The following is a 23,256-nucleotide window of genomic DNA, read 5'->3' as shown; positions in this document are numbered from 1 at the left end:
TAGTTCGCCTCGTTGGAAGTGTGGCCGAGCGGTTGAAGGCACCGGTCTTGAAAACCGGCGACCCGAAAGGGTTCCAGAGTTCGAATCTCTGCGCTTCCGCCAACATTTAAGCCCCAGCTTAGAAATAAGCTGGGGCTTTTTCGTTGCTGCGACTTTTCGGCATGTTATTAAGTATTGCTTGAGCGCACTCGTCCGCCTGCTGGTCATTGCGGCAGGAAATGTTAAAAAACTGCTGGTATCAACCAGATAAGTGCCTATCCCCTGGCAAGTCAGTCACGATTTGATTAAGTGAGCTGACTTATCAGAGGTATCAATGCATTATGAAGTGACCGTTTTCTCACGGATAAAGAGGGTAAGGATAAATGAGATGGCAACAAAACCAATGATTAAGTTGAATCCTACTGATACGCCGTACAGCTGAGAAACCTGCCCAATCAGCCAGCCCGCGAAGGCTCCGCCCAAACCTGACGCGACATAAATAAGCCCCATAGCGGAACCACTCTTATCCGTTAGCTTTGTCGCAGCGGCTGAGGCGGTTGGGAAAAGCACTGACATAGAAAAACCAAACACCATAAACAGATAGACAAAACTCTCCGCAAACTGTCGGCTGATAACAATGGAAATCAGTGAGAAAAGCGAGAATAAAATTAACGTCTTACGATCTCCCAACTTCATATTAATAAAACCACCGATAAAGCGTCCGACGGTAAACAGCACGGCGAAGCTGGATATCACATAAGCCGCCGTCGCCATCTTATCTTGCGTAGATGACCCGCTGATATCCAGGGAACCGTAGAAGATAGGGAAGAAGTTTAAAAATGCCGCTTCGGCTGCAACATAGAAGACAATAAAACAGATCACCAGCATCAATCGTCCATGTTTGAGCAGGCAAACAAAATCAGAAAGATGCATCTCCATGCCCTGTGCTTTATCCAGTTTCAGGCTGGCAAGCACTATAATGATGATCGCCACAATGACAGCAATTCCAACATAAAAAATACGCCATGAGATATCATGAGAGAAAAGTTGTTGCAAAATAAGAGGCGTTACAATCATACCCACGCCAAACATCGCGTTGGAGATATTAAACATCATACCGCTTTTCTCTTTGTAGAATGTCGGAATGACCGTAACTATCGATACCAGCATTGATCCGATACCGACGCCGATAATCAAATAGAATCCAAAGAAGAAAAGGATACCGTATGCCAGACTTGTGCCAATAAGACCTGCCGCCATCATCACGGAGCCGGTAAGCATCATGATCTTCAGGCCTTTCTTGTCCGTCAAATAACCTGTCAACAAGCTTGCTACTAAAAATCCTATCTGGAACACGACTATCAGCGTACCGATCTGGCCAATATCGAGATTAATATCATGCTGAACCTGTTCAAGGATCAGCCCTTTGGTATTCTGTATTCCACCAAGCAGGAACATGGTGACAAATAGCAGGAAAAAGACTTTCCACTTTTGTTTATTAGCCATATCTGATACCTCCGAATGTATTTTTAGACTATCGCCCGTGACGGCTCATCGAATCAAATAGCTCTTCCTCAGCCCATCCATAGCAGTAGTAAAGAAGATCATCACAGTCGCTTTGTTCAGCGGCTTCAACTGCTTCAAGTAGAGGCGCGGGGGCAATATTCCACATTTGAATTCCGCTATAAATAAACGTCCCTGGCTGGGATTGTTTGCGCACCAGATTATTTTGCTGTTGCACAAACGCGATGGGAAAACCGTTGGCCTTAAATTGCCGATAACTAAGAGCATAGGGCAGATTAAATAACCGCTTAAAAGCGGTGAATGCACGTTCATGCTGCTGGGGGTCATGGGCAAAATACTCAATCAATCCTTGAACATCGGCGCCGCCGCCAAGCTTATGATATGGGAAATGTTTGAGGGTGGATGAACACTGAGTTAGCGCGCTGTAATCCTGACCCAAAATCCAGGCGTAGGCGGGTGGCCATAAGTCGAGCCATAATTCTGTTTTTCCGTCACTCATTTCATCAATTTCTGCCAGCAAGCGCTGTACGAAACGTGACACGCTGTTCTGTCGGAAGGCTAGCCAGCGCTGCAATAAAGGATCCTTGAGTAAGGCATCGACTGTTTCATCAAAGCATCCTTTATTTAAGAGCGCCGCGAGCGTCGCAAGCTTTCCACGAACGGCCGCAACGCTGATCCCCGTTTGTTCCATTTCTCGCTGACAATGAGGGCAAAAACAGGTAAACAGCCCGCCAGGCCGGACGTTTTTGCCAGCCCAGTCCGGATAACGAATACGGTCAATTAAAAAAGTCGAATAGCCATATTGTTCTTTGATGGCGCGAAAGGTCATTTTCCAGAATTCAATAACATCCGGCCCGTTCGGGCATAGCCAATGTTCAATAGGATCACCATTAAAATCAATAACCTGATTTTCAGCAACCGTACCGCCGAAATCCCCATTCAGGATATTTGCCCAGGGGATCACCCGCCAGGTGCTACCTTCAGTCGCATCCTTCAATATTTTCAGCGGATCGTTTCCCTGATCAATGGTTGGATCAATTCGCTGATAAAGACGCTGTGATTGAGCATTTATTTTGACGTGTAGGGTCCCTGTACCTTGAATAAATGAATTTTTAGGATTATGCGGCAACGAACCAACAGGATAAGGATTACGTTCGAAGATGGTATTCACTTCGATAAAGAGATCCTTTACCGTTTTCATTTTACCAATACGCTTGAGTATCGGTCCGACGCCTTCGTCAAGAATATCGTGAGGGTGCAGATGTATCCCCGCCATAGTTGACTCCTGTATTGTTTATAACGACTGTATTTAATTGATCTGGGTATCGGGCATAAAATGAATGGAAGGGTAAACGACGTCTAATGCCAACATCGCAATTCCATATAACGGTGCCTGTTCTTTCAGCTCTGAAAGTTCAACAAAAACCCGGGTATTAGCAAAAAGATGCCGATCGAGATTAGCCTGCACACGTGGCAGAAAGAGTGCAGCTGATTGAGCAACGCCGCCAGTAAGGATAATTTTCTCAACGTTGGCAATATTGACGATATTAATGATGCCGATGGTGAGATAATCTGCCAGTTCTTCAACCACCTGATTGGGCAAATGTTCCCTGCTGGCTGCCGCCTGTAGGATCTCTTTCGCCGACATTGAGGCGCCACTTAGCTCTTCTATTCGACCGGATAGACCCGATCCCGAGCAGTAATTCTCGAAGCAACCTTTATTTCGCCAGTTCTGGCTCAAATGGCTACGCTCAAACATCATGTATCCAATCTCACCCGCTGCGTTATTAACGCCGCGGATGATTTTTCCATCGACAAGCAACGCTGCGCCCAGCCCTGTACCTATCCCGATCAACGCCGCGCTATGCACATGCCGACATTTACCGCGCCACATCTCCCCGACAAGAGCCGCACGAATATCATTTTCCAGAATTACCCGGATATTCAACCTGCTGCTCAGCTCTGCGGCGAGAGGAATGTTGTCCCACTCGGGGAGATTTGGCGAACCTTCTAAAACGACGCCGCTAAGATGATTAACAATGCCTGGCGTCGCGATACCCATGACTCTTAATTTTTCCCGGGGAACTTGATGATATTCAATAAATGCCTGAATACTTGCACTAAACCTGTCGATAAATTCAATGCGTGTGGTGACCGGATAAGTGGGCTCCTGACGTTGGGCTAATATTTCTGCGTTTAAATTAAACAGCGAGAAAGTAATTTTCGTTCCTCCCAGGTCAATACCAATTCCAAGCCCGTGGTCAGGATCAAAATTTACCAGCACTCCTTTACGACCTAACCCTCCTGTTTCGCTGAACCCACTCTCATAGATAATTTTCTCATCCAGTAAGTCGCTGACTATTTCAGAAACGGTGGCCTTCGTGATCCCGGTTAGCTTGGCGATCTGAGCGCGTGAAAGCGGTGAATTTTGACGAATCACATTGAGCACGACAGAAGCGTTCATCCGTCGTAACGTATTGGGAACATTGAGGTTCAAGACGTACCTCCTTAGTTTGTATTCAAAACTAATTGAGCGTTTAATCGGCAATGATGTGTCTAAAAAACAAACTAACATCGTATTAGTGAGAGTTAAATGCTTTTTAAGTGCGCATATAGTTTGCTTTGTCTATTTTTGGAGTGGATCACAAAACAGGTTAAAAAATGATCTCCTGGAGAGAGGGTTACTTCATCTCAGTTGTTATCGTGCAGCTTGTCTGGTGTGACTTATTTGAGGGTTATTTGCCTTTATCTGGATCATTACCGTCTTGTCATGCGCCGCACGTAATTCAGGTGGCCTTTGTTTTATTCACATTGATAGAGAAAATCATCCATATCCATTTAAGTTAACTGTTTCCCATGTATCATAATGTTTAAAATTTTTATCTTTAAATATAAATGGTTGACGGGTTTTTTTCACCAGTCTCGACAGTGTGTAATTGAAACCTGCATCACAAAACGCAGTGGTGTAGCAGGTTTATCCATCTCTTCACCTGTTTAGGCCTGACCTGCGTGGTGTGTAATCTCATACCGTTAGGAAAACCAATATTTCCGTACAGGCAGGAGTTGTAGCATGTCGTATGTCAGTGATGCCCCGCTAATCCAGCAAGCGCATGAACGTAACGTTCGCCGCATGAATATGTTCGTCTCAGTCTCTGCCGCGGTTGCCGGATTACTGTTCGGTCTGGATATCGGTGTGATTGCCGGTGCGCTGCCGTTTTTGACCGACCATTTCTCCTTATCCAGCCGCGCTCAGGAGTGGGTGGTCAGCAGCATGATGCTGGGCGCTGCGCTCGGCGCGCTATTTAATGGCTGGCTGTCTCATCGGTTGGGGCGCAAGTACAGCCTGCTGGCCGGGGCGATTTTGTTTATCGCAGGTTCGCTTGGATCCGCGTTTGCCACCAATCTTGAGGTTCTGCTTTTTGCCCGCGTGATACTTGGGGTCGCGGTAGGGATAGCCTCTTACACGGCTCCTCTTTATTTGTCTGAAATGGCGTCGGAAAAGGTCCGCGGGAAAATGATCAGCATGTACCAGCTGATGGTGACGCTTGGCATCGTGCTGGCCTTCCTGTCTGATACCGCGCTGAGCTACAGCGGCAACTGGCGAGCGATGCTCGGCGTGCTGGCGCTGCCTGCCGTCATTTTGCTGGTGATGGTGATCTTCCTGCCAAATAGTCCGCGCTGGCTGGCGGCGAAGGGCCAACACGTGAAGGCGGAGGAAGTGCTACGCATGCTGCGCGATACCTCAGAAAAGGCACGTGAAGAGCTGAACGAAATTCGCGAGAGCCTGAAGGTCAAACAGGGTGGGTGGGCGCTGTTCAAAAGTAACCGCAACGTCAGGCGTGCGGTCTACCTGGGGATGTTGCTACAGGCGATGCAGCAATTCACCGGCATGAATATCATCATGTATTACGCGCCGAAAATCTTCGAAATGGCCGGGTTCAGCACAACCCATGAGCAGATGATAGCGACCGTGGTGGTTGGCTTAACCTTCATGTTTGCGACTTTTATCGCTGTATTCACCGTCGATAAAAACGGACGCAAGCCCGCATTAAAAATTGGTTTTACCGTGATGGCGCTGGGCACGCTGGTGCTGGGCTACTGCCTGATGCAGGTTGACAGCGGCGCGGCTTCAGGCGGGCTTTCCTGGCTGGCTGTTGGTATGACAATGATGTGCATCGCGGGTTATGCGATGAGTGCCGCACCGGTTGTCTGGATCCTCTGCTCGGAAATTCAGCCGTTGAAATGCCGTGATTTCGGGGTCACCTGTTCAACGACCACCAACTGGGTCTCCAATATGATTATTGGCGCGACCTTCCTGACGCTGCTGGATAACTTTGGTGCCGCTTCTACTTTCTGGATTTACACCGTGCTGAACCTGGCGTTTGTCGGGATTACCTACTGGCTGATCCCGGAAACCAAAGGCGTGACGCTTGAAAACATCGAGAAGAAGTTGATGTCCGGGGAAAAGCTGCGGGATATTGGGCTATAAACAAAAGGTTCATCGCTGGTTTTGCGATCCTCTTACCAGGCACGAGCGCATTTTTCTGCCACACTCAGGGCGTCGCTATTGCTGTAATAACCTCTTGAGGAATAAGGGATGAATAAAAAAATAATCACCTCGCTGCTGATGACGGCCTGTTTTACCCCAGGCCTGGTGCAGGCTGAGGCCACGCCGGATGGCTACAAGCTTGAGCAGGTTTTATTGATGAGTCGCCACAACCTGCGCGCGCCGCTGGCCAATAACGGCAGCGTGCTGGAGCAATCCACCGCGCAATCGTGGCCTGAATGGGACGTTCCCGGCGGACAGCTCACCACCAAAGGGGGCGTGCTGGAGGTCTATATGGGCCACTACATGCGTGAATGGCTGGCGCAGCAGGGGTTGGTGAAGAGCGGTGAGTGCCCGACGCCGCAGAGTGTTTACGCCTATGCTAACAGCCTGCAACGCACCGTCGCCACCGCGCAGTTCTTTATCACCGGTGCATTCCCCGGCTGTGACGTGCCTGTCCATCATCAGGAAAAAATGGGCACCATGGATCCAACGTTTAACCCGGTCATCACCAATGACTCGCCTGAATTTAAACAGGCCGCGGTTAAGGCGATGGAAACCCAGCGCGAACACTACAAGCTGGACGACAGCTATAAGCTGCTGGAACAGGTCACCGCCTACAGCAGCTCACCAACCTGTAAAGAGAAGCAGCAGTGTGACTTAACGGCATCGAAGGACAAATTCAGCGCCAACGCTACCGAAGAGCCGGGCGTCAGTGGGCCGCTAAAAGTAGGCAATTCGCTGGTTGATGCTTTTACATTGCAGTATTACGAAGGCTTCCCGCTGGATCAGGTGGCGTGGGGGCAAATTAAAACTGACAAACAGTGGCAGGTCCTTTCCCAGCTGAAAAACGGCTATCAGGATACGCTGTTTACCTCGCCGGAGGTGGCCCGCAACGTTGCCGCACCGCTGGTGAAATATATTCAGAAGGCGTTAGCGGGCCAGACGGAGAAAGGGCCGAAAATGACCCTGCTGGTGGGGCATGACTCGAACATCGCTTCGCTGCTGACGGCGCTGGACTTTAAGCCTTATCAGCTGCCCGAGCAGAACGAACGTACGCCTATCGGCGGCAAGATTATGTTCCAGCGCTGGCACGACCAAAATGCTAACCGTGAACTGATGAAGGTGGAATACGTCTATCAGAGTAGCGATCAGCTGAGAAAAGGCGAAGTCTTAAGCCTGCAGCAGCCGCCGCAGCGCGTCACATTGCAGCTCGCCGGCTGCCCGACGGATGCGAATGGTTTTTGCCCGTGGGATAAATTTACCGAAGTGCTGAACAAGACGGTGGCCGGTAAATAGTTTTTGTCGGATGGCGCATTCGCTTATCCGACCTACGAATGTCGGTATTACTGGATGAAATCCCCCCGCCGCTACGGGGGGATTTTGCGTTAAACGTTCTTCCGCTCGATAGTTTGTTCGCCCCAGAACAGCGAGTCTTTATCGGTTTTCTCAAACGCCTTCAGCAGCACCTCATCGCTGCCGTCCTCCCAGATTTTCTCCGCGAGTTTTTCGTCGTATTTCGCCACTTCAAAAATAGCTTCCGCTATCTCAGGCGAGGTGTTGCGTAGACTTGCCCATTCACCCACGTGATGAGCTTTAGATTCTTGAGTTGGCATATGCTTCTCCAGAAATTAACCGTTAAGTTTGACTGCCAGGCCCGCCACGTATTCGCCCTGATAGCGAGCGATGGATAATTCTTCCTCGCTTGGCTGACGGGAACCGTCGGCTCCGGCAATGGTTGTTGCGCCATAAGGCGTGCCGCCGCGTACCTGCGAGACATCGAACAGCTCCTGTGCCGCATAGCCAATCGGCACAATGACCATCCCATGGTGGGCAAGCGTGGTCCATGTTGAAGAGATCGTGTGCTCCTGACCCCCGCCGGTTCCCGTCGAGCTAAAGACGCTGGCGAGTTTGCCGTACAGCGCTCCGGATGCCCACAGGCCACCGGTCTGGTCGAGGAAGGTTCGCATCTGGCCGGACATATTGCCAAAGCGGGTAGGGGTTCCAAAAATGATGGCGTCGTACTCGGCCAGCTCCTGCGGCGTTGCCTGCGGGGCGTTTTGCGTTTTTCCCCCGGCTTTCAGAAAGGCCTCACCCGGCATGGTTTCCGGCACGCGTTTGATAATGACTTCCGCACCATCCACCTTCTCGGCACCCTCTGCCACGGCGTGAGCCATCGTTTCGATATGTCCATACATTGAATAATAGAGCACCAGTACTTTAGCCATCTTGCTTCACTCCTGGGTTTACCGCAGCGTTATGCTGCCCTCCCTTAAAGATATGCCCTGTGTCTGAGAGTGCAAACCAGAGTGCGGTTTCCTTGATAAATCACAATCTGCCTGAGAAGGGCGAATATGTAGCATCAGGTCACAGTTTTAACGGCAGCATTTTTCGCTAAAAATAAGAGTATCTTATGAATGCTTCGCTCAAATAATCACCCATTCTGGCGATTACATGTTGCAAAATATTACCGTCTACTGGTCAATTAACCTTGCTGCACTAAGCTTAATTTCACGCGGCAACGATGACGGCGCAAGCCAAAGCCGTGCAGTGAAAGAATCCTCTTTTACTGAATGCAGAATGATGACTTATTGATTTCACCAATCTGGAGGTTAGAAATGGCAAACCATCGTGGTGGTTCAGGTAATTTCGCTGAAGACCGTGAAAGAGCATCAGAAGCAGGTCGTAAAGGTGGCCAGCATAGCGGTGGGAACTTCAAAAATGACCCGCAGCGCGCATCAGAAGCAGGCCAGAAAGGGGGCAAAAACAGCCACGGCAGCAGTAGCGGTAGCAGCAAAAGCAAATAGCCGAAGCTTTAGCGATTAGCCTGGCAGTTCGATAAATCATGGCTAAGTGCATGTCCCGCCGCCGGTTCCGTCCGGCGGTTTTTTTATTGTCCGCCGTTGCAAGCCACCTTAAACAAGTCGTTGTCAATCCACACCTTTGCTATGCTTGGATCAAATTGATTCAAGGAGAGTGCGCATGGCCGCAGGCGCAGTGCAGACTAAACAAACCGGACGACGTTCACTGGCCGTAGCCGCCAAAAAGCAGGCGATCCTCGAAGCAGGGCTGGAGTTTTTCTCTCAGTACGGTATTCACGGCACCAGTATCGAGCGCGTGGCAGAGCGGGCCGACGTCTCCAAGACCAATCTCCTTTATTACTATCCTTCCAAAGAAGCGCTGTATGTGGCGGTGCTCAAGCAGATACTGGACATCTGGCTCGCGCCGCTGCGTGCCTTTCGCGAGGATTTTGAGCCGCTGGTGGCGATTGGCGAGTACATCCGCCTTAAACTCGAGGTGTCCCGCGACTATCCGCAGGCTTCACGCCTCTTCTGCCTTGAAATGCTGCAGGGCGCGCCGCTGTTAAAAGAAGAGCTGACCGGGGATTTAAAAACGCTGGTGGAAGACAAGTCGGCGATTATTGCCGGCTGGGTTGCCAGCGGCAAACTGGCGAATGTCGACCCGCATCATCTGATCTTTATGCTGTGGGCCACAACCCAACACTACGCGGATTTCGCAAGCCAGGTGGAAGCGGTGACCGGCAGTAATCTGAGTGATGAAGAGTTTTTCCGCCGCACGGTAGAGAACGTGCAGCGGATGATTATCGAAGGGATTCGGGTGCGTTAGCGCGGGGGAAAGACGCAGCTGACGTCGCCTTCATCGCAGTGCAGCGTGCTTTTAAGCAGCTCTGTGCGCTCAACGGTTTTATCTGTCATGCACTGGGCGTGCACCATTGGCGCCACGGATCCGCCGTCAGCCCCGGAAGAGAGGAAAGCACAGTCGGCATCGCGAAAGGCAATCCACGCTTTTTGCGCGCTTTTCAACTGGGCTTTTTGGGCATCGGTGCCGAGTTTCATGGCCTGTCCGTAGGTCTGGTTCAGTAAATCATCCTGTTTTTTGTACTCTTTTCCGTAGCACTCATTCAGCCCGGCCTGCGAGGTTTCGTTGTCGCAGCTGTCGGCCAGCACGTTGGCGCTCAGCAGCAAGCCAGCAATCAGTAAACTAACGCGTTTCATGTCAACTTTTCCTGATGATTTTCGTAGGGCGGGCAAGCAGAGCGTCACCCGCCGGGATGATTAAAGGTGGATAACGCCGCTGCTTATCCACCTCATAACGCTACGAAAGAGTAGTGAAAACTTAGCCGATTGTCATCAGGCTGGCGTTGCCACCCGCCGCGGCGGTGTTGACGCTCAGCGAACGTTCTACGTACAGACGTTCCAGCAGCAGATTAGTTTCTTCCCGGGCAAAGCCCTGTACGGAAACAATCGCTCCCTCACGGGCGGCGACTTTCCCGCACAGTTCGCGCAGCTGATCGGAATCCCCGTGATAGATAACCGCATCAAACTGCTGTTCCAGCAGCGTTTCCGCTTTGGCAAAATCAATTTTCTGCTGTACCAGCGCAGGCAGCAGTTTAGCCAGATCGCGATGCAGTTTGTCATCAGCCCAGAGCGCATGGCTGCCTACGCTTGTGACTGCGGCCAGCTGCACCAGCGCATCCTGCTCGCTATCAGCAATGCACAATACGCGTTCACGCGGCATCAGCGCGTAGGTATTACGCTCGCCCGTTGGGCCTGGCAGCAGGCGCAGCGTCCCGCTTTGTGCCTGCTCGCCGAAGCGCTGACAAAGAGTCTGAAGTTCGCCTCGAGCGGCAGCCCATTCGGTGAGCGCCTGATGCGCTTCCTGCAGGCTGGCTTTCAGCGTGGTGTCGACGGGCAGTTCGGCATCCTGACGGTTAAATGTGGTCAGCAACGCCGTTTCGGGGCGGTTAGCCAGCAGGCGATACAGATAAAGCGGGCCGCCTGCTTTCGGGCCAGTCCCGGACAGGCCTTCACCGCCAAACGGCTGGACGCCTACGACCGCGCCGACCATGTTGCGGTTCACGTACATATTGCCCACGTGGGCTGAACCGGTCACCTGAGCGATAGTTTCATCGATACGGGTATGCACGCCGAGCGTCAGGCCGTAGCCCGCCGCGTTAATCTGCTCGACCAGCGCCTCAAGATTGTTGCGGTTGTAGCGCACCACGTGCAGCACCGGGCCAAAGATCTCTCTCTGCATCTCGTCGAAGCTGTCCAGCTCGATGAGCGTAGGCGCTACGAAGGTGCCGCTTTGCCACTCTTTCACATCCATATCGACTTCACGCGCGGCCTGGAAAATCTTACGGCCTTTCGCACGCATCCCCTGGATGTGCTTATCAATGTTCTCTTTCGCTTGCGCATCGATAACCGGGCCGATATCCGTCGTCAGGCGGCCTGGGTTACCCATCCGGCATTCTGCCATTGCGCCACGCAGCATTTGCAGCGTGTGTTCGGCGACATCTTCCTGGATGCACAGCACGCGCAGAGCGGAGCAGCGCTGGCCCGCACTATCAAACGCGGATGCCACCACGTCCACCACGACCTGTTCGGTCAGCGCGGAGGAGTCCACAATCATGGCGTTCAGGCCGCCCGTTTCGGCAATCAGCGGCGTCGGACGACCCTGCGGATCCAGGCGATCTGCGATGTTGCGCTGCAGCAGAGTGGCGACTTCGGTTGAGCCGGTGAACATCACGCCGCGCACGCGGGCATCGCCGGTTAGCTGTGCGCCAACGGTTTCGCCACGGCCAGGCAGCAGCTGCAGTACGCCCGCAGGCACGCCGGCTTCCAGAAGGATGGCAATGCCCTGAGCGGCAATCAGCGGGGTTTGCTCGGCGGGTTTAGCCAGCACGCAGTTGCCTGCGGCCAGGGCTGCGGCAATCTGGCCGGTGAAAATAGCCAGCGGGAAGTTCCACGGGCTGATACAAACGACCGGCCCAAGCGGACGGTGCGTTTCGTTATCGAAATCGTGACGTACCTGGCCTGCATAGTAATGCAGGAAATCAACCGCTTCACGCACTTCGGCAATCGCATTGCTGAAGGTTTTCCCCGCTTCACGCACCAGAATGCCGATGAGCTGCTGCATCTGGCCTTCCATAATCACCGCCGCGCGCTCAAGGATAGCGGCGCGTTCTTGCGCAGGCGTAGCAAACCAGATTGGCGCGTTGTTCACCGCGCTTTCCAGCGCACGGGAAACCTCTTCTTTGCTCGCCTCTCGCACAAAGCCAACAATATCGTTCGGCTCTGCCGGGTTCTTAACGGCGACCAACTCACCTTCGTCAACGGCTTCTTCAAGGATTGGCAACGCCTGCCACTTCTGCGCCGCGCTGTTGAGCAGGGCTGAGGAGAGCGACGCGAGGCGGTGTTCGTTTGCCAGATCCAGACCGCCGGAGTTGCTGCGGTCCGCACCGTAAAGGTCTTTGGGTAAGGCAATTTTCGGGTGCGGCAAACCGAGCTGACCCTCTTTACTGGCCAGCGCCTCAGTGGCCGTAACCGGATCGGCGATCAGCTCATCCAGCGGCAGCGTGTTGTCGGCGATGCGGTTAACAAACGAGGTGTTAGCCCCGTTTTCCAGCAGGCGACGGACCAGATAGGCCAGCAGCGTCTCGTGGGTGCCTACCGGCGCATAAATACGGCAGGGGCGATTCAGTTTGCCATCGCTAATTTTACCGACAACCTGGTCGTAGAGTGGCTCACCCATGCCGTGCAGGCACTGGAACTCGTACTGGCCTGGATAGTAGTTCTGTCCGGCGAGGTTATAAATCGCTGCCAGGGTATGGGCGTTATGGGTGGCAAACTGCGGGTAAATGAGATTCGGTACGGTAAGCAGTTTTTTCGCACAGGCCAGGTAAGAGATATCGGTATACACCTTACGGGTATAAACCGGATAGCCTTCCAGCCCCTCCATCTGCGCGCGTTTGATTTCGCTGTCCCAGTATGCGCCTTTCACCAGGCGAATCATCAGACGGCGGCTGCTTCGGCTGGCGAGATCGATCAGATAATCGATAACGAACGGACAGCGCTTCTGATAGGACTGAATCACAAATCCGATGCCGTTCCAGCCCGCCAGCTCTGGCTCAAAGCAAAGTTTTTCCAGCAGGTCGAGAGAGATCTCAAGGCGATCGGCCTCCTCGGCGTCGATGTTAAGCCCGACATCGTACTGGCGCGCCAGAAGCGTCAGGGACTTCAGCCGTGGGTAAAGCTCTTCCATTACGCGATCGTACTGTGCGCGGCTATAGCGCGGATGCAGAGCAGAGAGCTTAATTGAGATACCCGGGCCTTCATAAATACCGCGCCCGTTAGACGCTTTACCTATGGCGTGAATGGCCTGCTGGTAGGAGACCATATACGCCTGCGCGTCGGCCGCCGTCAGCGCGGCTTCTCCGAGCATATCGTAGGAATAGCGGAAGCCTTTCTCTTCGAGTTTACGGGCATTCGCCAGCGCTTCAGAAATGGTTTCGCCGGTCACAAACTGCTCGCCCATCAGGCGCATCGCCATATCCACACCCTTGCGGATCAGCGGCTCGCCGCTCTTGCTGATGATGCGATTCAGGGAGTGGGAGAGGCTCGCTTCGTTATGGGTGGAGACCAGGCGACCGGTAAACAGCAGGCCCCAGGTGGCGGCGTTCACGAACAGCGACGGGCTGCGGCCAATGTGGGAGTGCCAGTTGCCGTTGCTTATCTTGTCACGGATTAACGCATCGCGCGTGGCCTTGTCCGGGATACGCAGCAGCGCTTCCGCCAGGCACATCAGCGCCACCCCCTCCTGCGAGGAAAGGGAGAATTCTTGCAGCAAACCTTGTACCATGCCCGCCCGGCCAGACGCACTCTTCTGATTACGAAGCTTTTCAGCAAGTTGGTACGCGAGTTTGTGGGTTTGTTCGGCAATGGACTGGGGTAAACGGGCCTGTTCCAGAATCATCGGCACGGCGTCAGTTTCCGGGCGTCGCCACGCGGCGGTAATCGCGGCGCGGGAAACGGACTGGGGCAGGATCTGCTCGGCAAAATCGAGGAATGGCTGCTGCGTCTCTTCCACAACCGGTGCGCTTTCATCACTTTCGTTAGCGGCGCCGGCGAGCAGGGCAGGTAGCTCAGGCAGTTCGTCGTTATTTTCCAGGCGTTCAAGATAATTGAATATGGCCTGTTTAATGAGCCAGTGTGGCGTGCGGTCAATGCGTGATGCGGCGTATTTGATTCGTTCGCGGGTAGCTTCGTCGAGTTTAACGCCCATGGTGGTGGTGCCCATGCCTGAGACTCCCATTCCCCGTCATGCTACGAGCCATTGCCATGCGGCCACTCGCCTGATTCGGGAGAATAAATTGGTGGTTGATGAAAGTTATCCGGCAATATCTACCATGTTGCAACTTTGTGCAACCTTGTTAAATGTGAGCCAGATAACAGGTCGGGAAAAGAGTGGGATTGTTAAATAGTTAAATAAGAAATTGATCTGATTAGTCCATTGCAGACGGGGTGAAATAGCCGACATAGTTAACACTTTCTGTAGGTGCAACCATGAAAAGCGTGAGCGAGTGCAACCTACGGGAAAAAGTCGGTTTTTACAGGGTGAATTTATTGTAAATGACGTGTTAAAACGTCTGTGAATAAATAAGGCTTCCGTCAGGCTACGGTCGGACACCGACACAACAACAAGCCGCACCGCGTTCCGGTGAGGCGCTACCGGCAAATACGGTTAAAAAGTAGCCGGTAAATAAATCTGGAGAAGAAGCATGACCATGAGTACACCAATGCTGGTGACTTTCCTTGTTTATATCTTTGGCATGATATTGATAGGGTTTATCGCCTGGCGCTCAACGAAAAACTTTGACGACTACATTCTCGGCGGACGTAGCCTCGGTAGCCTGGTCACAGCGCTATCTGCCGGCGCTTCGGATATGAGCGGCTGGCTGTTAATGGGCCTGCCCGGCGCGATATTTCTTTCCGGTATCTCCGAAAGCTGGATTGCCATCGGGCTGACCGTAGGGGCTTATATCAACTGGAAACTGGTCGCGGGCCGCCTGCGTGTTCACACTGAGCTGAACAACAATGCGCTGACGCTGCCGGACTATTTCACCGGGCGTTTCGAAGATAGCAGCCGCCTGCTGCGTATTATCTCCGCGCTCGTTATTCTGCTGTTCTTTACCATCTATTGTGCATCCGGCATCGTTGCGGGGGCGCGTCTGTTTGAAAGCACCTTTGGTATGAGCTACGAAACGGCGCTGTGGGCCGGTGCCGCCGCTACCATTCTCTATACCTTTGTGGGTGGGTTCCTGGCAGTCAGCTGGACCGATACCGTGCAGGCCAGCCTGATGTTCTTTGCCCTGATCCTTACCCCGATCATGGTTATCATGGCGGTGGGCGGCCTGGATGATTCTCTGATGGTCATCAAGCAAAAAAGCATCGAGAACGTCGACATGCTGAAAGGGCTGAACTTTGTTGCCATCATCTCGCTGATGGGCTGGGGCCTTGGCTACTTTGGGCAGCCGCACATTCTGGCTCGTTTTATGGCGGCAGATTCCCACCATACTATCGTCAACGCGCGTCGTATCAGCATGACCTGGATGATCCTTTGTCTGGGCGGGGCCTGTGCGGTTGGCTTCTTTGGTATCGCCTACTTCAGCAACAACCCGGCGCTGGCCGGTGGCGTTAGCCAGAACAGCGAGCGTGTGTTCATCGAGCTGGCACAGCTTCTGTTCAACCCGTGGATTGCAGGCATCCTGCTGTCGGCGATTCTGGCAGCGGTCATGTCGACCCTGAGCTGTCAGCTGCTGGTTTGCTCCAGCGCCATTACCGAGGATTTATACAAAGCATTCTTCCGCAAAGGTGCGGGTCAGAAAGAGCTGGTGTGGGTGGGGCGTATTATGGTGCTGGTCGTTGCGCTGGTTGCCATTGCCCTGGCCGCTAATCCAGAGAACCGAGTGCTGGGTCTGGTGAGCTACGCATGGGCAGGATTCGGTGCCGCTTTTGGTCCGGTGATCCTGTTCTCCGTACTGTGGTCACGTATGACCCGTAACGGCGCGCTGGCCGGCATGATTATCGGTGCGGTGACCGTGATCGTCTGGAAGCAGTTTGCATGGCTGGGGCTGTACGAAATTATCCCTGGGTTCCTCTTCGCCAGCATCGGTATCGTGCTGGTCAGCCTGGCGGGCAAAGCGCCATCTGCTGCGATGAGCAAGCGCTTTGCGGATGCAGATGAGATCTACCACTCGGTAGCACCTTCTAAATTGCAGGCTGAGTAACTGCCAGTAGTCTGTTAGGTCGGATAAGCGGCAGCACAATACGCCGTAAAAGTCTCGCCTGTTGTCCCGAGATATCCGGGGCGACCCTGGGGTAAGGCGTCCCTCCGGGAACCTGACCCCAGGTTTCCCCTAATAACGAGCAAATAAGTTTTCTAAGGCCGGGCTTCCCGGCCTTTTTTACATCTGGATATAAATAACCCGACGAAGCCGCTTGTATTTCTTTTTGCGGTAATGATAATCACTATCGTTCTTCTTTTTACTTTTCTTTACCCTGATTGACCTGACTTCACACCAGAGGTGCACTGGATGTTTGTTCCGTTTCTCATCATGTTACGCGAAGGGCTGGAAGCGGCGCTGATTGTCAGCCTGATTGCCAGCTATCTAAAACGCACCCAGCGCGGCCAGTGGATTGGCGTGATGTGGGTTGGGGTAGTGGCTGCCGCCGCGCTCTGCCTGGCGCTCGGCATCTTCATCAATGAAACCACCGGAGAGTTCCCGCAAAAAGAGCAGGAGCTGTTTGAAGGTATTGTGGCGGTCGTCGCCGTCGTGATCCTCACCTGGATGGTGTTCTGGATGCGTAAAGTTTCGCGCAACGTGAAGGTCCAGCTTGAACAGGCGGTGGACAACGCGCTGAACAACAAAGGCAGCCACGGCTGGGCGCTGATCGGCATGGTCTTCTTCGCGGTTGCCCGCGAGGGCCTGGAGTCGGTGTTCTTTCTGCTGGCAGCATTCCAGCAGGACGTGGGCATCATGCCGCCGCTGGGGGCGATGCTCGGTCTGGCAACGGCCATCGTGCTTGGCTTCCTGATCTACTGGGGCGGCATTCGCCTGAACCTGGGCGCATTCTTCAAGTGGACCAGCCTGTTTATTCTGCTGGTAGCGGCAGGGCTTGCGGCAGGGGCGATTCGCGCCTTCCACGAAGCGGGCCTGTGGAACCACTTCCAGGACATAGCTTTCGATCTGAGTAACATTCTTTCCACCCATTCTCTGACCGGTACGCTGCTGGAAGGTATCTTCGGTTACCAGGAAGCGCCGACCGTCAGCGAAGTGGCCGTTTACTTTATCTACCTTATTCCGGCCCTGGTGCTGTTCACCATGCCGCCGCGGCTGAGTAATCAGGCGACAAATAACGCTCGTTAATCTGCTTGTGGCGGGGATACTGCCACTTAGTTACAACATACTAATGTTTTAAAGGGATTGGCCATGACTACACATTTTCGCCGTAAGGCTTTGCACGCTGCGCTGTTCACCCTCGTTTCATCTGCCTTTGCTGTGCAGGCCGCGGATGTTCCTCAGGTAAAAGTTACCGTTACGGATAAACAGTGTGAGCCGATGAACATTACGGTTAACGCGGGCAAAACACAGTTCATCATCCAGAACAACAGCCAGAAAGCGCTGGAGTGGGAAATTCTTAAGGGCGTTATGGTGGTGGAAGAGCGTGAAAACATCGCGCCAGGCTTCTCCCAGAAGATGACCGCCAACCTGCAGGCGGGTGAGTACGACATGACCTGTGGCCTGCTTAGCAACCCGAAAGGTAAGCTGGTGGTGAAGGCAGCAGGCGATCAGGCTGCCCCTAAGAACGACCTGATGGCATTAACGGGGCCGATTACTGAATACAAAGCCTACGTCACCGCCGAAGTTGCAGAGTTGGTCAAAGGCACCAAAGCGTTTACCGACGCGGTGAAAGCGGGGGACATCGAAAAAGCGAAATCCCTGTACGCGCCGACGCGCCAGCACTACGAGCGTATTGAACCCATCGCCGAGCTGTTCTCTGACCTGGACGGCAGCATTGACGCTCGTGAAGATGATTACGAGCAGAAAGCTAACGACCCGAAATTCACCGGCTTCCACCGTCTGGAGAAAGCGCTGTTTGGCGATAACTCCACTAAGGGCATGGAAAAATACGCAGACCAGCTGAATACCGACGTGCTGGATCTGCAAACCCGCATCTCTGAGCTGGCGTTCCCGCCGAGCAAAGTGGTTGGCGGAGCCGCCGGCCTGATTGAAGAAGTTGCCGCAAGCAAAATCAGCGGTGAAGAAGATCGCTACAGCCATACGGATCTGTGGGATTTCAAGGCTAACGTCGATGGCGCACAGAAGATTGTCGACCTGCTCCGCCCAATGCTGAGTAAAGACAATGCGCCGCTGCTGGCGAAGGTCGATGCGAACTTCAAAAAAGTGGACACTATTCTGGCGAAATACCGCACCAAAGACGGCTATGAAACTTACGACAAGCTGACGGACGCTGACCGTAACGCGCTGAAAGGGCCGGTGACGGCACTGGCAGAAGACTTGTCGCAGCTGCGTGGTGTACTGGGCCTGGACTAAGCGTTATGGATGATAAAACAAAAAATGGCGCGCATATGCCTGCGCGCCGCCGGTTACTGAAAACGTTGGGCGCCCTCGGGGGCGCTTTTGCCGTAGCGGGAGGCTGCCCTGTCACCCATGCGGCAAAAAATGAGACATCTCCCGGCACGCTTCCACCCGATGCGCGGAGGGAAAAACAGCCGTTTTACGGGCCGCATCAGGCGGGGATCCTGACGCCACAGCAGGCTTCAATGATGCTGGTGGCTTTCGATGTCCTGGCTGCGGACAAAGCCGAACTTGAACGGCTGTTTCGCCTTCTGTCGTCTCGTTTTGACTTTCTTACCACCGGGGGCGCCGCACCGGACACGCCTAATCCGCGCCTGCCGCCGATGGACTCCGGCATTCTGGGGGCCGAGATATACCCGGATAACCTGACGATAACCCTGTCCGTGGGCAACTCATTATTTGACGATCGCTACGGCCTGCAAGAGCAGAAGCCAGCTAAGCTGCAAAAAATGGAGCGGTTCGCCAATGACTCCCTGGACGCAAGCCTGTGCCACGGCGACCTGCTGCTACAGATTTGCGCCAACACTACCGACACGGTCATTCACGCCTTGCGCGATATCATCAAGCACACGCCGGATTTACTGAGCGTGCGCTGGAAACGGGAAGGTTTCATCTCTAACCATGCCGCGCGCAGCCGCGGCAAAGAGACGCCAATCAACCTGCTGGGCTTTAAAGACGGCACGGCTAACCCGGACAGCAGCAATAAGCCGCTGATGGACGACGTGGTATGGGTCACGAAAGAGCAGGGTGAACCAGCGTGGAGTACGGGCGGAAGCTATCAGGCTATCCGCATCATCCAGTTTCACGTTGAATTCTGGGATCGCACGCCGCTCAAGGAGCAGCAAACGATCTTTGGTCGCGACAAGCACAGCGGTGCGCCGCTGGGCATGAAGAATGAGCACGATGAGCCAGACTACGCCGCTGACCCGGATGGCAACATCATTGCGCTGGACGCCCATATTCGTCTGGCGAACCCGCGTACCAAAGAGACGCAGTCCAACCTGATGATGCGTCGCGGCTACAGTTATTCACTTGGCGTTTCAAAGTCAGGCCAGCTCGATATGGGGCTGCTGTTTGTCTGCTATCAGCACGATCTGGAAAAAGGATTTCTGACCGTACAGAAGCGGCTGAACGGTGAAGCGCTGGAAGAATACGTGAAGCCCATCGGCGGCGGCTACTTCTTCGCACTGCCGGGCGTGCCGGATAAGCAGCATTATCTGGGGCAGGGGCTGCTGGAGGCTTAATCCCCCTCACCCTAACCCTCTCCCTCAAGGGAGAGGGGACTGATCGGTGTTCTCCCTCTCCTGGGGGAGAGGGCTGGGGTGAGGGCGTCCCGGCTCTACAAAATCACTCATCCTTTCCCTGCTAATTTTTCATTTGCTAACAATTTGCCCCGGCGCAGAAAATAATAAATTCGTATGACTATCCCTTTGATATAAAATTGTAATATTACTATGACATAACCATTGCACTCGCGCCGCGATGCGCTTATGTTGAATTAAAGTAAAAATGATGTTGCGTTTTAGATAATTTTTGATGTACTTAAAGCATGAGCGGTAGTTCCCGGCTGTGAAGTTCAATCACAATGGAGATCGCGAATGGTAGGGTCCTGTAGTGGACGGCTCAAAAAACATCTTACCCGCACAAACCAGCGCGGAGGTTTCTCCTCCGGCTTCGCTATCTTCACCGCTCAATATCCTGAATCCACCTCCACTCAACGTATTAACGATGTGCTAAGCGACGCCTGCCGTCTGACTGGCGCATCATCTCAACCGGCAGTTCATGGCTTACAAGGAAGCCAAACCTCATCCGTTAGTGAGCATAATCGCGTACACCACAGTGACGCGGGAAATGAAACCAACTGTAAGGTGCCATCCATGGGAAGACAGAAAGCAGTGATCAAAGCTCGTCGTGAAGCAAAACGTGTGCTGAGACGAGATTCGCGGAGCCACAGGCAACGTGAAGAGGAATCGGTCACATCGCTTGTGCAGATGAGCGGCGTGGAATCTATTGGCATGGCAAGAGATTGCCGCGACAACTCGCCAATAGCCGCGCGAAACGAAGCTCAGGAGCACTATCTTAACGCCATCGAGAGAAAACAGCTGATATTTGCCACCGGTGAAGCCGGCTGCGGTAAAACGTATATCAGCGCGGCGAAAGCCGCTGAAGCCCTGATTCATAAGGATGTCGACAGGATAATTGTCACCCGACCGGTCCTGCAAGCTGACGAAGATCTCGGCTTCCTGCCCGGGGATATTTCGGAAAAATTCGCTCCTTACTTCCGCCCGGTGTACGACATCCTGGTGCGGCGACTGGGGTCGTCTTTCATGCAGTACTGCCTGCGTCCCGAAATCGGTAAAGTTGAAATTGCGCCGTTCGCCTATATGCGCGGACGTACTTTTGAAAATGCGGTGGTGATCCTTGACGAGGCGCAGAACGTTACCGCAGCGCAGATGAAAATGTTCCTGACTCGCCTCGGGGAAAACGTCACGGTTATCGTCAACGGCGACATCACGCAGTGTGATTTACCTGCGGGTGTGCAGTCTGGTCTTAGCGATGCGCTGGCGCGCTTTGAAGAAGATGAGATGGTGGGTGTAGTCAGATTTGGCAAGCAGGATTGTGTCCGCTCGGCGCTGTGCCAGAGGACGTTAAACGCTTACGATTGATACTGATTGTTAACGATTTGAAAAGCCCAAACTCCGTTTGGGCTTTTTTATTTGCGCGAATTATTTACCCGAAATGTGAGGGTTGTCAAAATGATTGGTCAAGGAGAGACAATTTTTGAATCACAAGAATTATCCTGGTCTACTGCGATGCCGTATACTCGACTCAAGCAGAGACAATCAGTACTTTTAAATTTTCGGCTATTGGCCCGTCAACACAATGATAAAGAAGGACCTTTGTCTGACCTGCAACCTACTGGAATATGAGGATTTCATCATGGAAAAGAAAGTTATCTACCTGTTTTGCTCCGCCGGCATGTCCACTTCTCTTCTGGTGTCTAAAATGAAGGCCCAGGCCGAGAAGTATGAGGTTCCGGTCATTATTGAAGCATTTCCTGAAACCCTGGCAGGCGAAAAGGGCGGCGTAGCGGATCTGGTTCTGCTCGGCCCACAAATTGCTTACATGCTGCCAGAAATTCAAAAAATATTACCGAACAAGCCGGTTGAAGTTATTGACTCGGCAATGTACGGCAAAGTTGATGGACTCGGTGTTCTGAAAGCGGCCGTCGCGTCAATCAAGAAAGCAGCAGCAAATAATTAAAATTCATTTTTGTTTTTATTTTTCCGTCAAAGAACGACCTTACACACCCTGGCCGCCGACCCGGCGGCATTAAAGGAAACTGCAAATGAGTAAAGTCATTGATTCACTTGAAAAGGTACTCCTTCCTTTTGCCGTCAAAATAGGAAAACAACCCCACGTTAACGCAATTAAAAATGGTTTTATTAAGTTAATGCCGTTAACGCTGGCGGGGGCAATGTTTGTTCTCATCAATAACGTATTTTTAAGTTTTGGTGCTGGTTCATTCTTTTATTCTTTAGGTGTTCGTTTAGATCCCTCGACTATTGAAACCCTCAATGGGTTAAAAGCCATCGGCGGCAACGTGTACAACGGTACGTTGGGCATAATGTCATTGATGGCTCCTTTTTTCATTGGCATGGCATTGGCTGAGGAAAGGAAAGTCGACCCAATGGCAGCAGGCTTATTATCCGTCGCTGCATTTATGACCGTCACCCCATATAGCGTGGGCGAAGCTTATGCCGTTGGTGCTAACTGGTTAGGCGGTCAGAATATTATCTCTGGTATTATTATTGGTCTGGTTGTCGCAGAGCTGTTTACCTTTGTTATTCGCCGCAACTGGGTTATTACGTTGCCAGACAGCGTGCCGACCTCCGTTTCTCGTTCATTCTCGGCGATCATTCCAGGCTTTATTATTCTGTCTATTTTCGGGATTATTTCCTGGCTGCTGGCCAGCTACGGCAGTAACTTCCACCAGATCATTATGGACTCCATCTCAACGCCGCTGGCGTCGATGGGGGCCGTTGTAGGCTGGGCGTATGTAATCTTCAACTCCCTGCTGTGGTTCTTCGGCGTGCATGGTTCACTGGCGCTGACCGCGCTGGATAACGGCATCATGACCCCGTGGGCGCTGGAGAACATTGCTATCTACAACCAGTATGGTTCTGTACAGGCAGCAATCGACGCCGGTAAACAGTTCCACTTCTGGGCAAAACCAATGCTCGACTCCTACATCCTGCTGGGCGGTTCCGGGGCGACGCTGGGTCTTATCATCGCTATCTTTATTGTCTCACGCCGCGCTGACCATCGGCAGGTGGCTAAGCTGGCGCTGCCTTCCGGCATCTTCCAGATTAACGAGCCAATCCTGTTCGGTCTGCCAATCATCATGAACCCGGTGATGTTCATCCCGTTCGTGCTGATCCAGCCGATTCTGGCAGCCATCACGCTCGCGGCGTACTCCATGGGCATTATTCCACCGGTGACAAACCTGGCTCCGTGGGTGATGCCAACCGGCCTTGGCGCCTTCTTCAACTCTAACGGCAGCATTGCCGCCCTGATAGTCGCGCTGTTCAACCTGGGGGTTTCGACGCTGGTCTACATGCCATTCGTCATCCTGTCGAACAAAGCGCAGGCGGTCATCGAAGAAGAAGAAAGCGAAGAAGATATTGCGAACGCACTGAAATTCTAATCCGGCACGGGGAGGTGCGCCTCCCCGCTACCCGCA

18 protein-coding genes and 1 tRNA gene are annotated in these 23,256 nt (G+C 52.9%); 12 read left to right on the top strand and 7 right to left on the bottom strand.

Features of this window, described 5'->3' with window-relative positions; genetic code table 11:
- The first annotated feature begins 14 nt into the window (after window positions 1-14).
- Window positions 15-102: transfer RNA gene (locus HYQ67_RS06510), tRNA-Ser, on the top strand.
- Window positions 103-318: 216 nt separating this feature from the next.
- Here HYQ67_RS06510 and HYQ67_RS06505 read toward each other — a convergent pair.
- From HYQ67_RS06505 to HYQ67_RS06495, 3 genes are read right to left on the bottom strand one after another with little or no spacing between them, the layout of a single operon-like run.
- Window positions 319-1,485 (bottom strand): MFS transporter, encoded by a 1,167-nt coding sequence (locus HYQ67_RS06505; RefSeq protein ID WP_202302544.1) that lies wholly within the window; start codon window positions 1,483-1,485, stop codon window positions 319-321.
- A 28-nt stretch (window positions 1,486-1,513) separates the two neighbouring features.
- Window positions 1,514-2,779 (bottom strand): hypothetical protein, encoded by a 1,266-nt coding sequence (locus HYQ67_RS06500; RefSeq protein ID WP_202302542.1) that lies wholly within the window; start codon window positions 2,777-2,779, stop codon window positions 1,514-1,516.
- Between the two features lie 33 nt (window positions 2,780-2,812).
- Window positions 2,813-4,000, bottom strand: coding sequence for an ROK family transcriptional regulator (locus HYQ67_RS06495; protein WP_237391130.1), 1,188 nt, complete (start codon window positions 3,998-4,000; stop codon window positions 2,813-2,815).
- Between the two features lie 573 nt (window positions 4,001-4,573).
- Here HYQ67_RS06495 and HYQ67_RS06490 point away from each other — a divergent pair.
- Window positions 4,574-5,992, top strand: coding sequence for a sugar porter family MFS transporter (locus tag HYQ67_RS06490; protein WP_202302540.1), 1,419 nt, complete (start codon window positions 4,574-4,576; stop codon window positions 5,990-5,992).
- Window positions 5,993-6,100: 108 nt separating this feature from the next.
- On the top strand, window positions 6,101-7,348 hold the full coding sequence (gene agp, locus HYQ67_RS06485) for a bifunctional glucose-1-phosphatase/inositol phosphatase (RefSeq protein ID WP_202302537.1): 1,248 nt from the start codon (window positions 6,101-6,103) through the stop codon (window positions 7,346-7,348).
- An 89-nt stretch (window positions 7,349-7,437) separates the two neighbouring features.
- On the opposite strand, the gene HYQ67_RS06480 is transcribed toward agp, so the two are convergent.
- Both HYQ67_RS06480 and wrbA read right to left on the bottom strand, forming a co-directional pair.
- Window positions 7,438-7,665 (bottom strand): YccJ family protein, encoded by a 228-nt coding sequence (locus HYQ67_RS06480; RefSeq protein WP_202302535.1) that lies wholly within the window; start codon window positions 7,663-7,665, stop codon window positions 7,438-7,440.
- A 15-nt stretch (window positions 7,666-7,680) separates the two neighbouring features.
- Window positions 7,681-8,277 carry an NAD(P)H:quinone oxidoreductase gene (gene wrbA / locus HYQ67_RS06475; protein WP_202302533.1) on the bottom strand — a complete coding sequence of 199 codons (597 nt, stop codon included), beginning with the start codon at window positions 8,275-8,277 and terminating at the stop codon, window positions 7,681-7,683.
- A 390-nt stretch (window positions 8,278-8,667) separates the two neighbouring features.
- Between wrbA and HYQ67_RS06470 the strand changes: the two genes are divergently transcribed.
- Window positions 8,668-8,856: a con-10 family general stress protein gene (locus HYQ67_RS06470; protein ID WP_202302531.1), complete on the top strand. Its 189-nt coding sequence runs from the start codon at window positions 8,668-8,670 to the stop codon at window positions 8,854-8,856.
- A 175-nt stretch (window positions 8,857-9,031) separates the two neighbouring features.
- Complete coding sequence (gene rutR / locus HYQ67_RS06465; protein ID WP_202302529.1) at window positions 9,032-9,676, top strand: HTH-type transcriptional regulator RutR; 645 nt, start codon at window positions 9,032-9,034, stop codon at window positions 9,674-9,676.
- Here the strand turns inward: rutR and HYQ67_RS06460 are convergent.
- Window positions 9,673-10,065, bottom strand: coding sequence for a lysozyme inhibitor LprI family protein (locus HYQ67_RS06460; RefSeq protein ID WP_202302527.1), 393 nt, complete (start codon window positions 10,063-10,065; stop codon window positions 9,673-9,675). The genes rutR and HYQ67_RS06460 overlap by 4 nt on opposite strands.
- A gap of 121 nt (window positions 10,066-10,186) precedes the next feature.
- Window positions 10,187-14,149 carry a trifunctional transcriptional regulator/proline dehydrogenase/L-glutamate gamma-semialdehyde dehydrogenase gene (gene putA / locus HYQ67_RS06455; protein ID WP_202302827.1) on the bottom strand — a complete coding sequence of 1,321 codons (3,963 nt, stop codon included), beginning with the start codon at window positions 14,147-14,149 and terminating at the stop codon, window positions 10,187-10,189.
- A 481-nt stretch (window positions 14,150-14,630) separates the two neighbouring features.
- On the opposite strand from putA, the gene putP reads away from it, so the two are divergent.
- The 7 genes from putP to chbC all read left to right on the top strand — a co-directional run bounded on the left by putP (window position 14,631) and on the right by chbC (window position 23,220).
- Window positions 14,631-16,139, top strand: coding sequence for a sodium/proline symporter PutP (putP, locus tag HYQ67_RS06450; protein ID WP_202302525.1), 1,509 nt, complete (start codon window positions 14,631-14,633; stop codon window positions 16,137-16,139).
- Between the two features lie 306 nt (window positions 16,140-16,445).
- Window positions 16,446-17,279, top strand: a complete 834-nt coding sequence (efeU, locus tag HYQ67_RS06445) for an iron uptake transporter permease EfeU (protein ID WP_202302523.1) — start codon at window positions 16,446-16,448, stop codon at window positions 17,277-17,279.
- A gap of 63 nt (window positions 17,280-17,342) precedes the next feature.
- On the top strand, window positions 17,343-18,467 hold the full coding sequence (gene efeO / locus HYQ67_RS06440) for an iron uptake system protein EfeO (protein ID WP_202302521.1): 1,125 nt from the start codon (window positions 17,343-17,345) through the stop codon (window positions 18,465-18,467).
- Between the two features lie 5 nt (window positions 18,468-18,472).
- Window positions 18,473-19,756: an iron uptake transporter deferrochelatase/peroxidase subunit gene (gene efeB, locus HYQ67_RS06435; RefSeq protein ID WP_202302519.1), complete on the top strand. Its 1,284-nt coding sequence runs from the start codon at window positions 18,473-18,475 to the stop codon at window positions 19,754-19,756.
- 633 nt (window positions 19,757-20,389) lie between these two features.
- Window positions 20,390-21,178, top strand: a complete 789-nt coding sequence (gene phoH / locus HYQ67_RS06430; RefSeq protein ID WP_202302517.1) for a phosphate starvation-inducible protein PhoH — start codon at window positions 20,390-20,392, stop codon at window positions 21,176-21,178.
- Window positions 21,179-21,452: 274 nt separating this feature from the next.
- Window positions 21,453-21,776 (top strand): PTS sugar transporter subunit IIB, encoded by a 324-nt coding sequence (locus tag HYQ67_RS06425; protein ID WP_202302515.1) that lies wholly within the window; start codon window positions 21,453-21,455, stop codon window positions 21,774-21,776.
- A gap of 85 nt (window positions 21,777-21,861) precedes the next feature.
- Window positions 21,862-23,220, top strand: coding sequence for a PTS N,N'-diacetylchitobiose transporter subunit IIC (gene chbC / locus HYQ67_RS06420; protein ID WP_202302513.1), 1,359 nt, complete (start codon window positions 21,862-21,864; stop codon window positions 23,218-23,220).
- The last annotated feature ends 36 nt before the right edge of the window (window positions 23,221-23,256 follow it).

The organism is Dryocola clanedunensis subsp. sulfonylureivorans (assembly GCF_016756775.1).
Classification (GTDB): Bacteria; Pseudomonadota; Gammaproteobacteria; order Enterobacterales; family Enterobacteriaceae; genus Dryocola; species Dryocola clanedunensis.
This window is presented reverse-complemented; position numbering and strand designations above follow the sequence as displayed.

What these genes read in the sequence shown, in the direction of transcription:
- phoH (WP_202302517.1), top strand. Translation starts at nt 20,390, where the DNA reads ATGGGAAGACAGAAAGCAGTGATCAAAGCTCGTCGTGAAGCAAAACGT.
- HYQ67_RS06500 (WP_202302542.1), bottom strand. Translation starts at nt 2,779, where the DNA reads ATGGCGGGGATACATCTGCACCCTCACGATATTCTTGACGAAGGCGTC.
- putA (WP_202302827.1), bottom strand. Translation starts at nt 14,149, where the DNA reads ATGGGCACCACCACCATGGGCGTTAAACTCGACGAAGCTACCCGCGAA.
- rutR (WP_202302529.1), top strand. Translation starts at nt 9,032, where the DNA reads ATGGCCGCAGGCGCAGTGCAGACTAAACAAACCGGACGACGTTCACTG.
- efeO (WP_202302521.1), top strand. Translation starts at nt 17,343, where the DNA reads ATGACTACACATTTTCGCCGTAAGGCTTTGCACGCTGCGCTGTTCACC.
- putP (WP_202302525.1), top strand. Translation starts at nt 14,631, where the DNA reads ATGACCATGAGTACACCAATGCTGGTGACTTTCCTTGTTTATATCTTT.
- efeU (WP_202302523.1), top strand. Translation starts at nt 16,446, where the DNA reads ATGTTTGTTCCGTTTCTCATCATGTTACGCGAAGGGCTGGAAGCGGCG.
- agp (WP_202302537.1), top strand. Translation starts at nt 6,101, where the DNA reads ATGAATAAAAAAATAATCACCTCGCTGCTGATGACGGCCTGTTTTACC.
- efeB (WP_202302519.1), top strand. Translation starts at nt 18,473, where the DNA reads ATGGATGATAAAACAAAAAATGGCGCGCATATGCCTGCGCGCCGCCGG.
- HYQ67_RS06505 (WP_202302544.1), bottom strand. Translation starts at nt 1,485, where the DNA reads ATGGCTAATAAACAAAAGTGGAAAGTCTTTTTCCTGCTATTTGTCACC.
- chbC (WP_202302513.1), top strand. Translation starts at nt 21,862, where the DNA reads ATGAGTAAAGTCATTGATTCACTTGAAAAGGTACTCCTTCCTTTTGCC.
- wrbA (WP_202302533.1), bottom strand. Translation starts at nt 8,277, where the DNA reads ATGGCTAAAGTACTGGTGCTCTATTATTCAATGTATGGACATATCGAA.
- HYQ67_RS06480 (WP_202302535.1), bottom strand. Translation starts at nt 7,665, where the DNA reads ATGCCAACTCAAGAATCTAAAGCTCATCACGTGGGTGAATGGGCAAGT.
- HYQ67_RS06425 (WP_202302515.1), top strand. Translation starts at nt 21,453, where the DNA reads ATGGAAAAGAAAGTTATCTACCTGTTTTGCTCCGCCGGCATGTCCACT.
- HYQ67_RS06490 (WP_202302540.1), top strand. Translation starts at nt 4,574, where the DNA reads ATGTCGTATGTCAGTGATGCCCCGCTAATCCAGCAAGCGCATGAACGT.
- HYQ67_RS06470 (WP_202302531.1), top strand. Translation starts at nt 8,668, where the DNA reads ATGGCAAACCATCGTGGTGGTTCAGGTAATTTCGCTGAAGACCGTGAA.
- HYQ67_RS06460 (WP_202302527.1), bottom strand. Translation starts at nt 10,065, where the DNA reads ATGAAACGCGTTAGTTTACTGATTGCTGGCTTGCTGCTGAGCGCCAAC.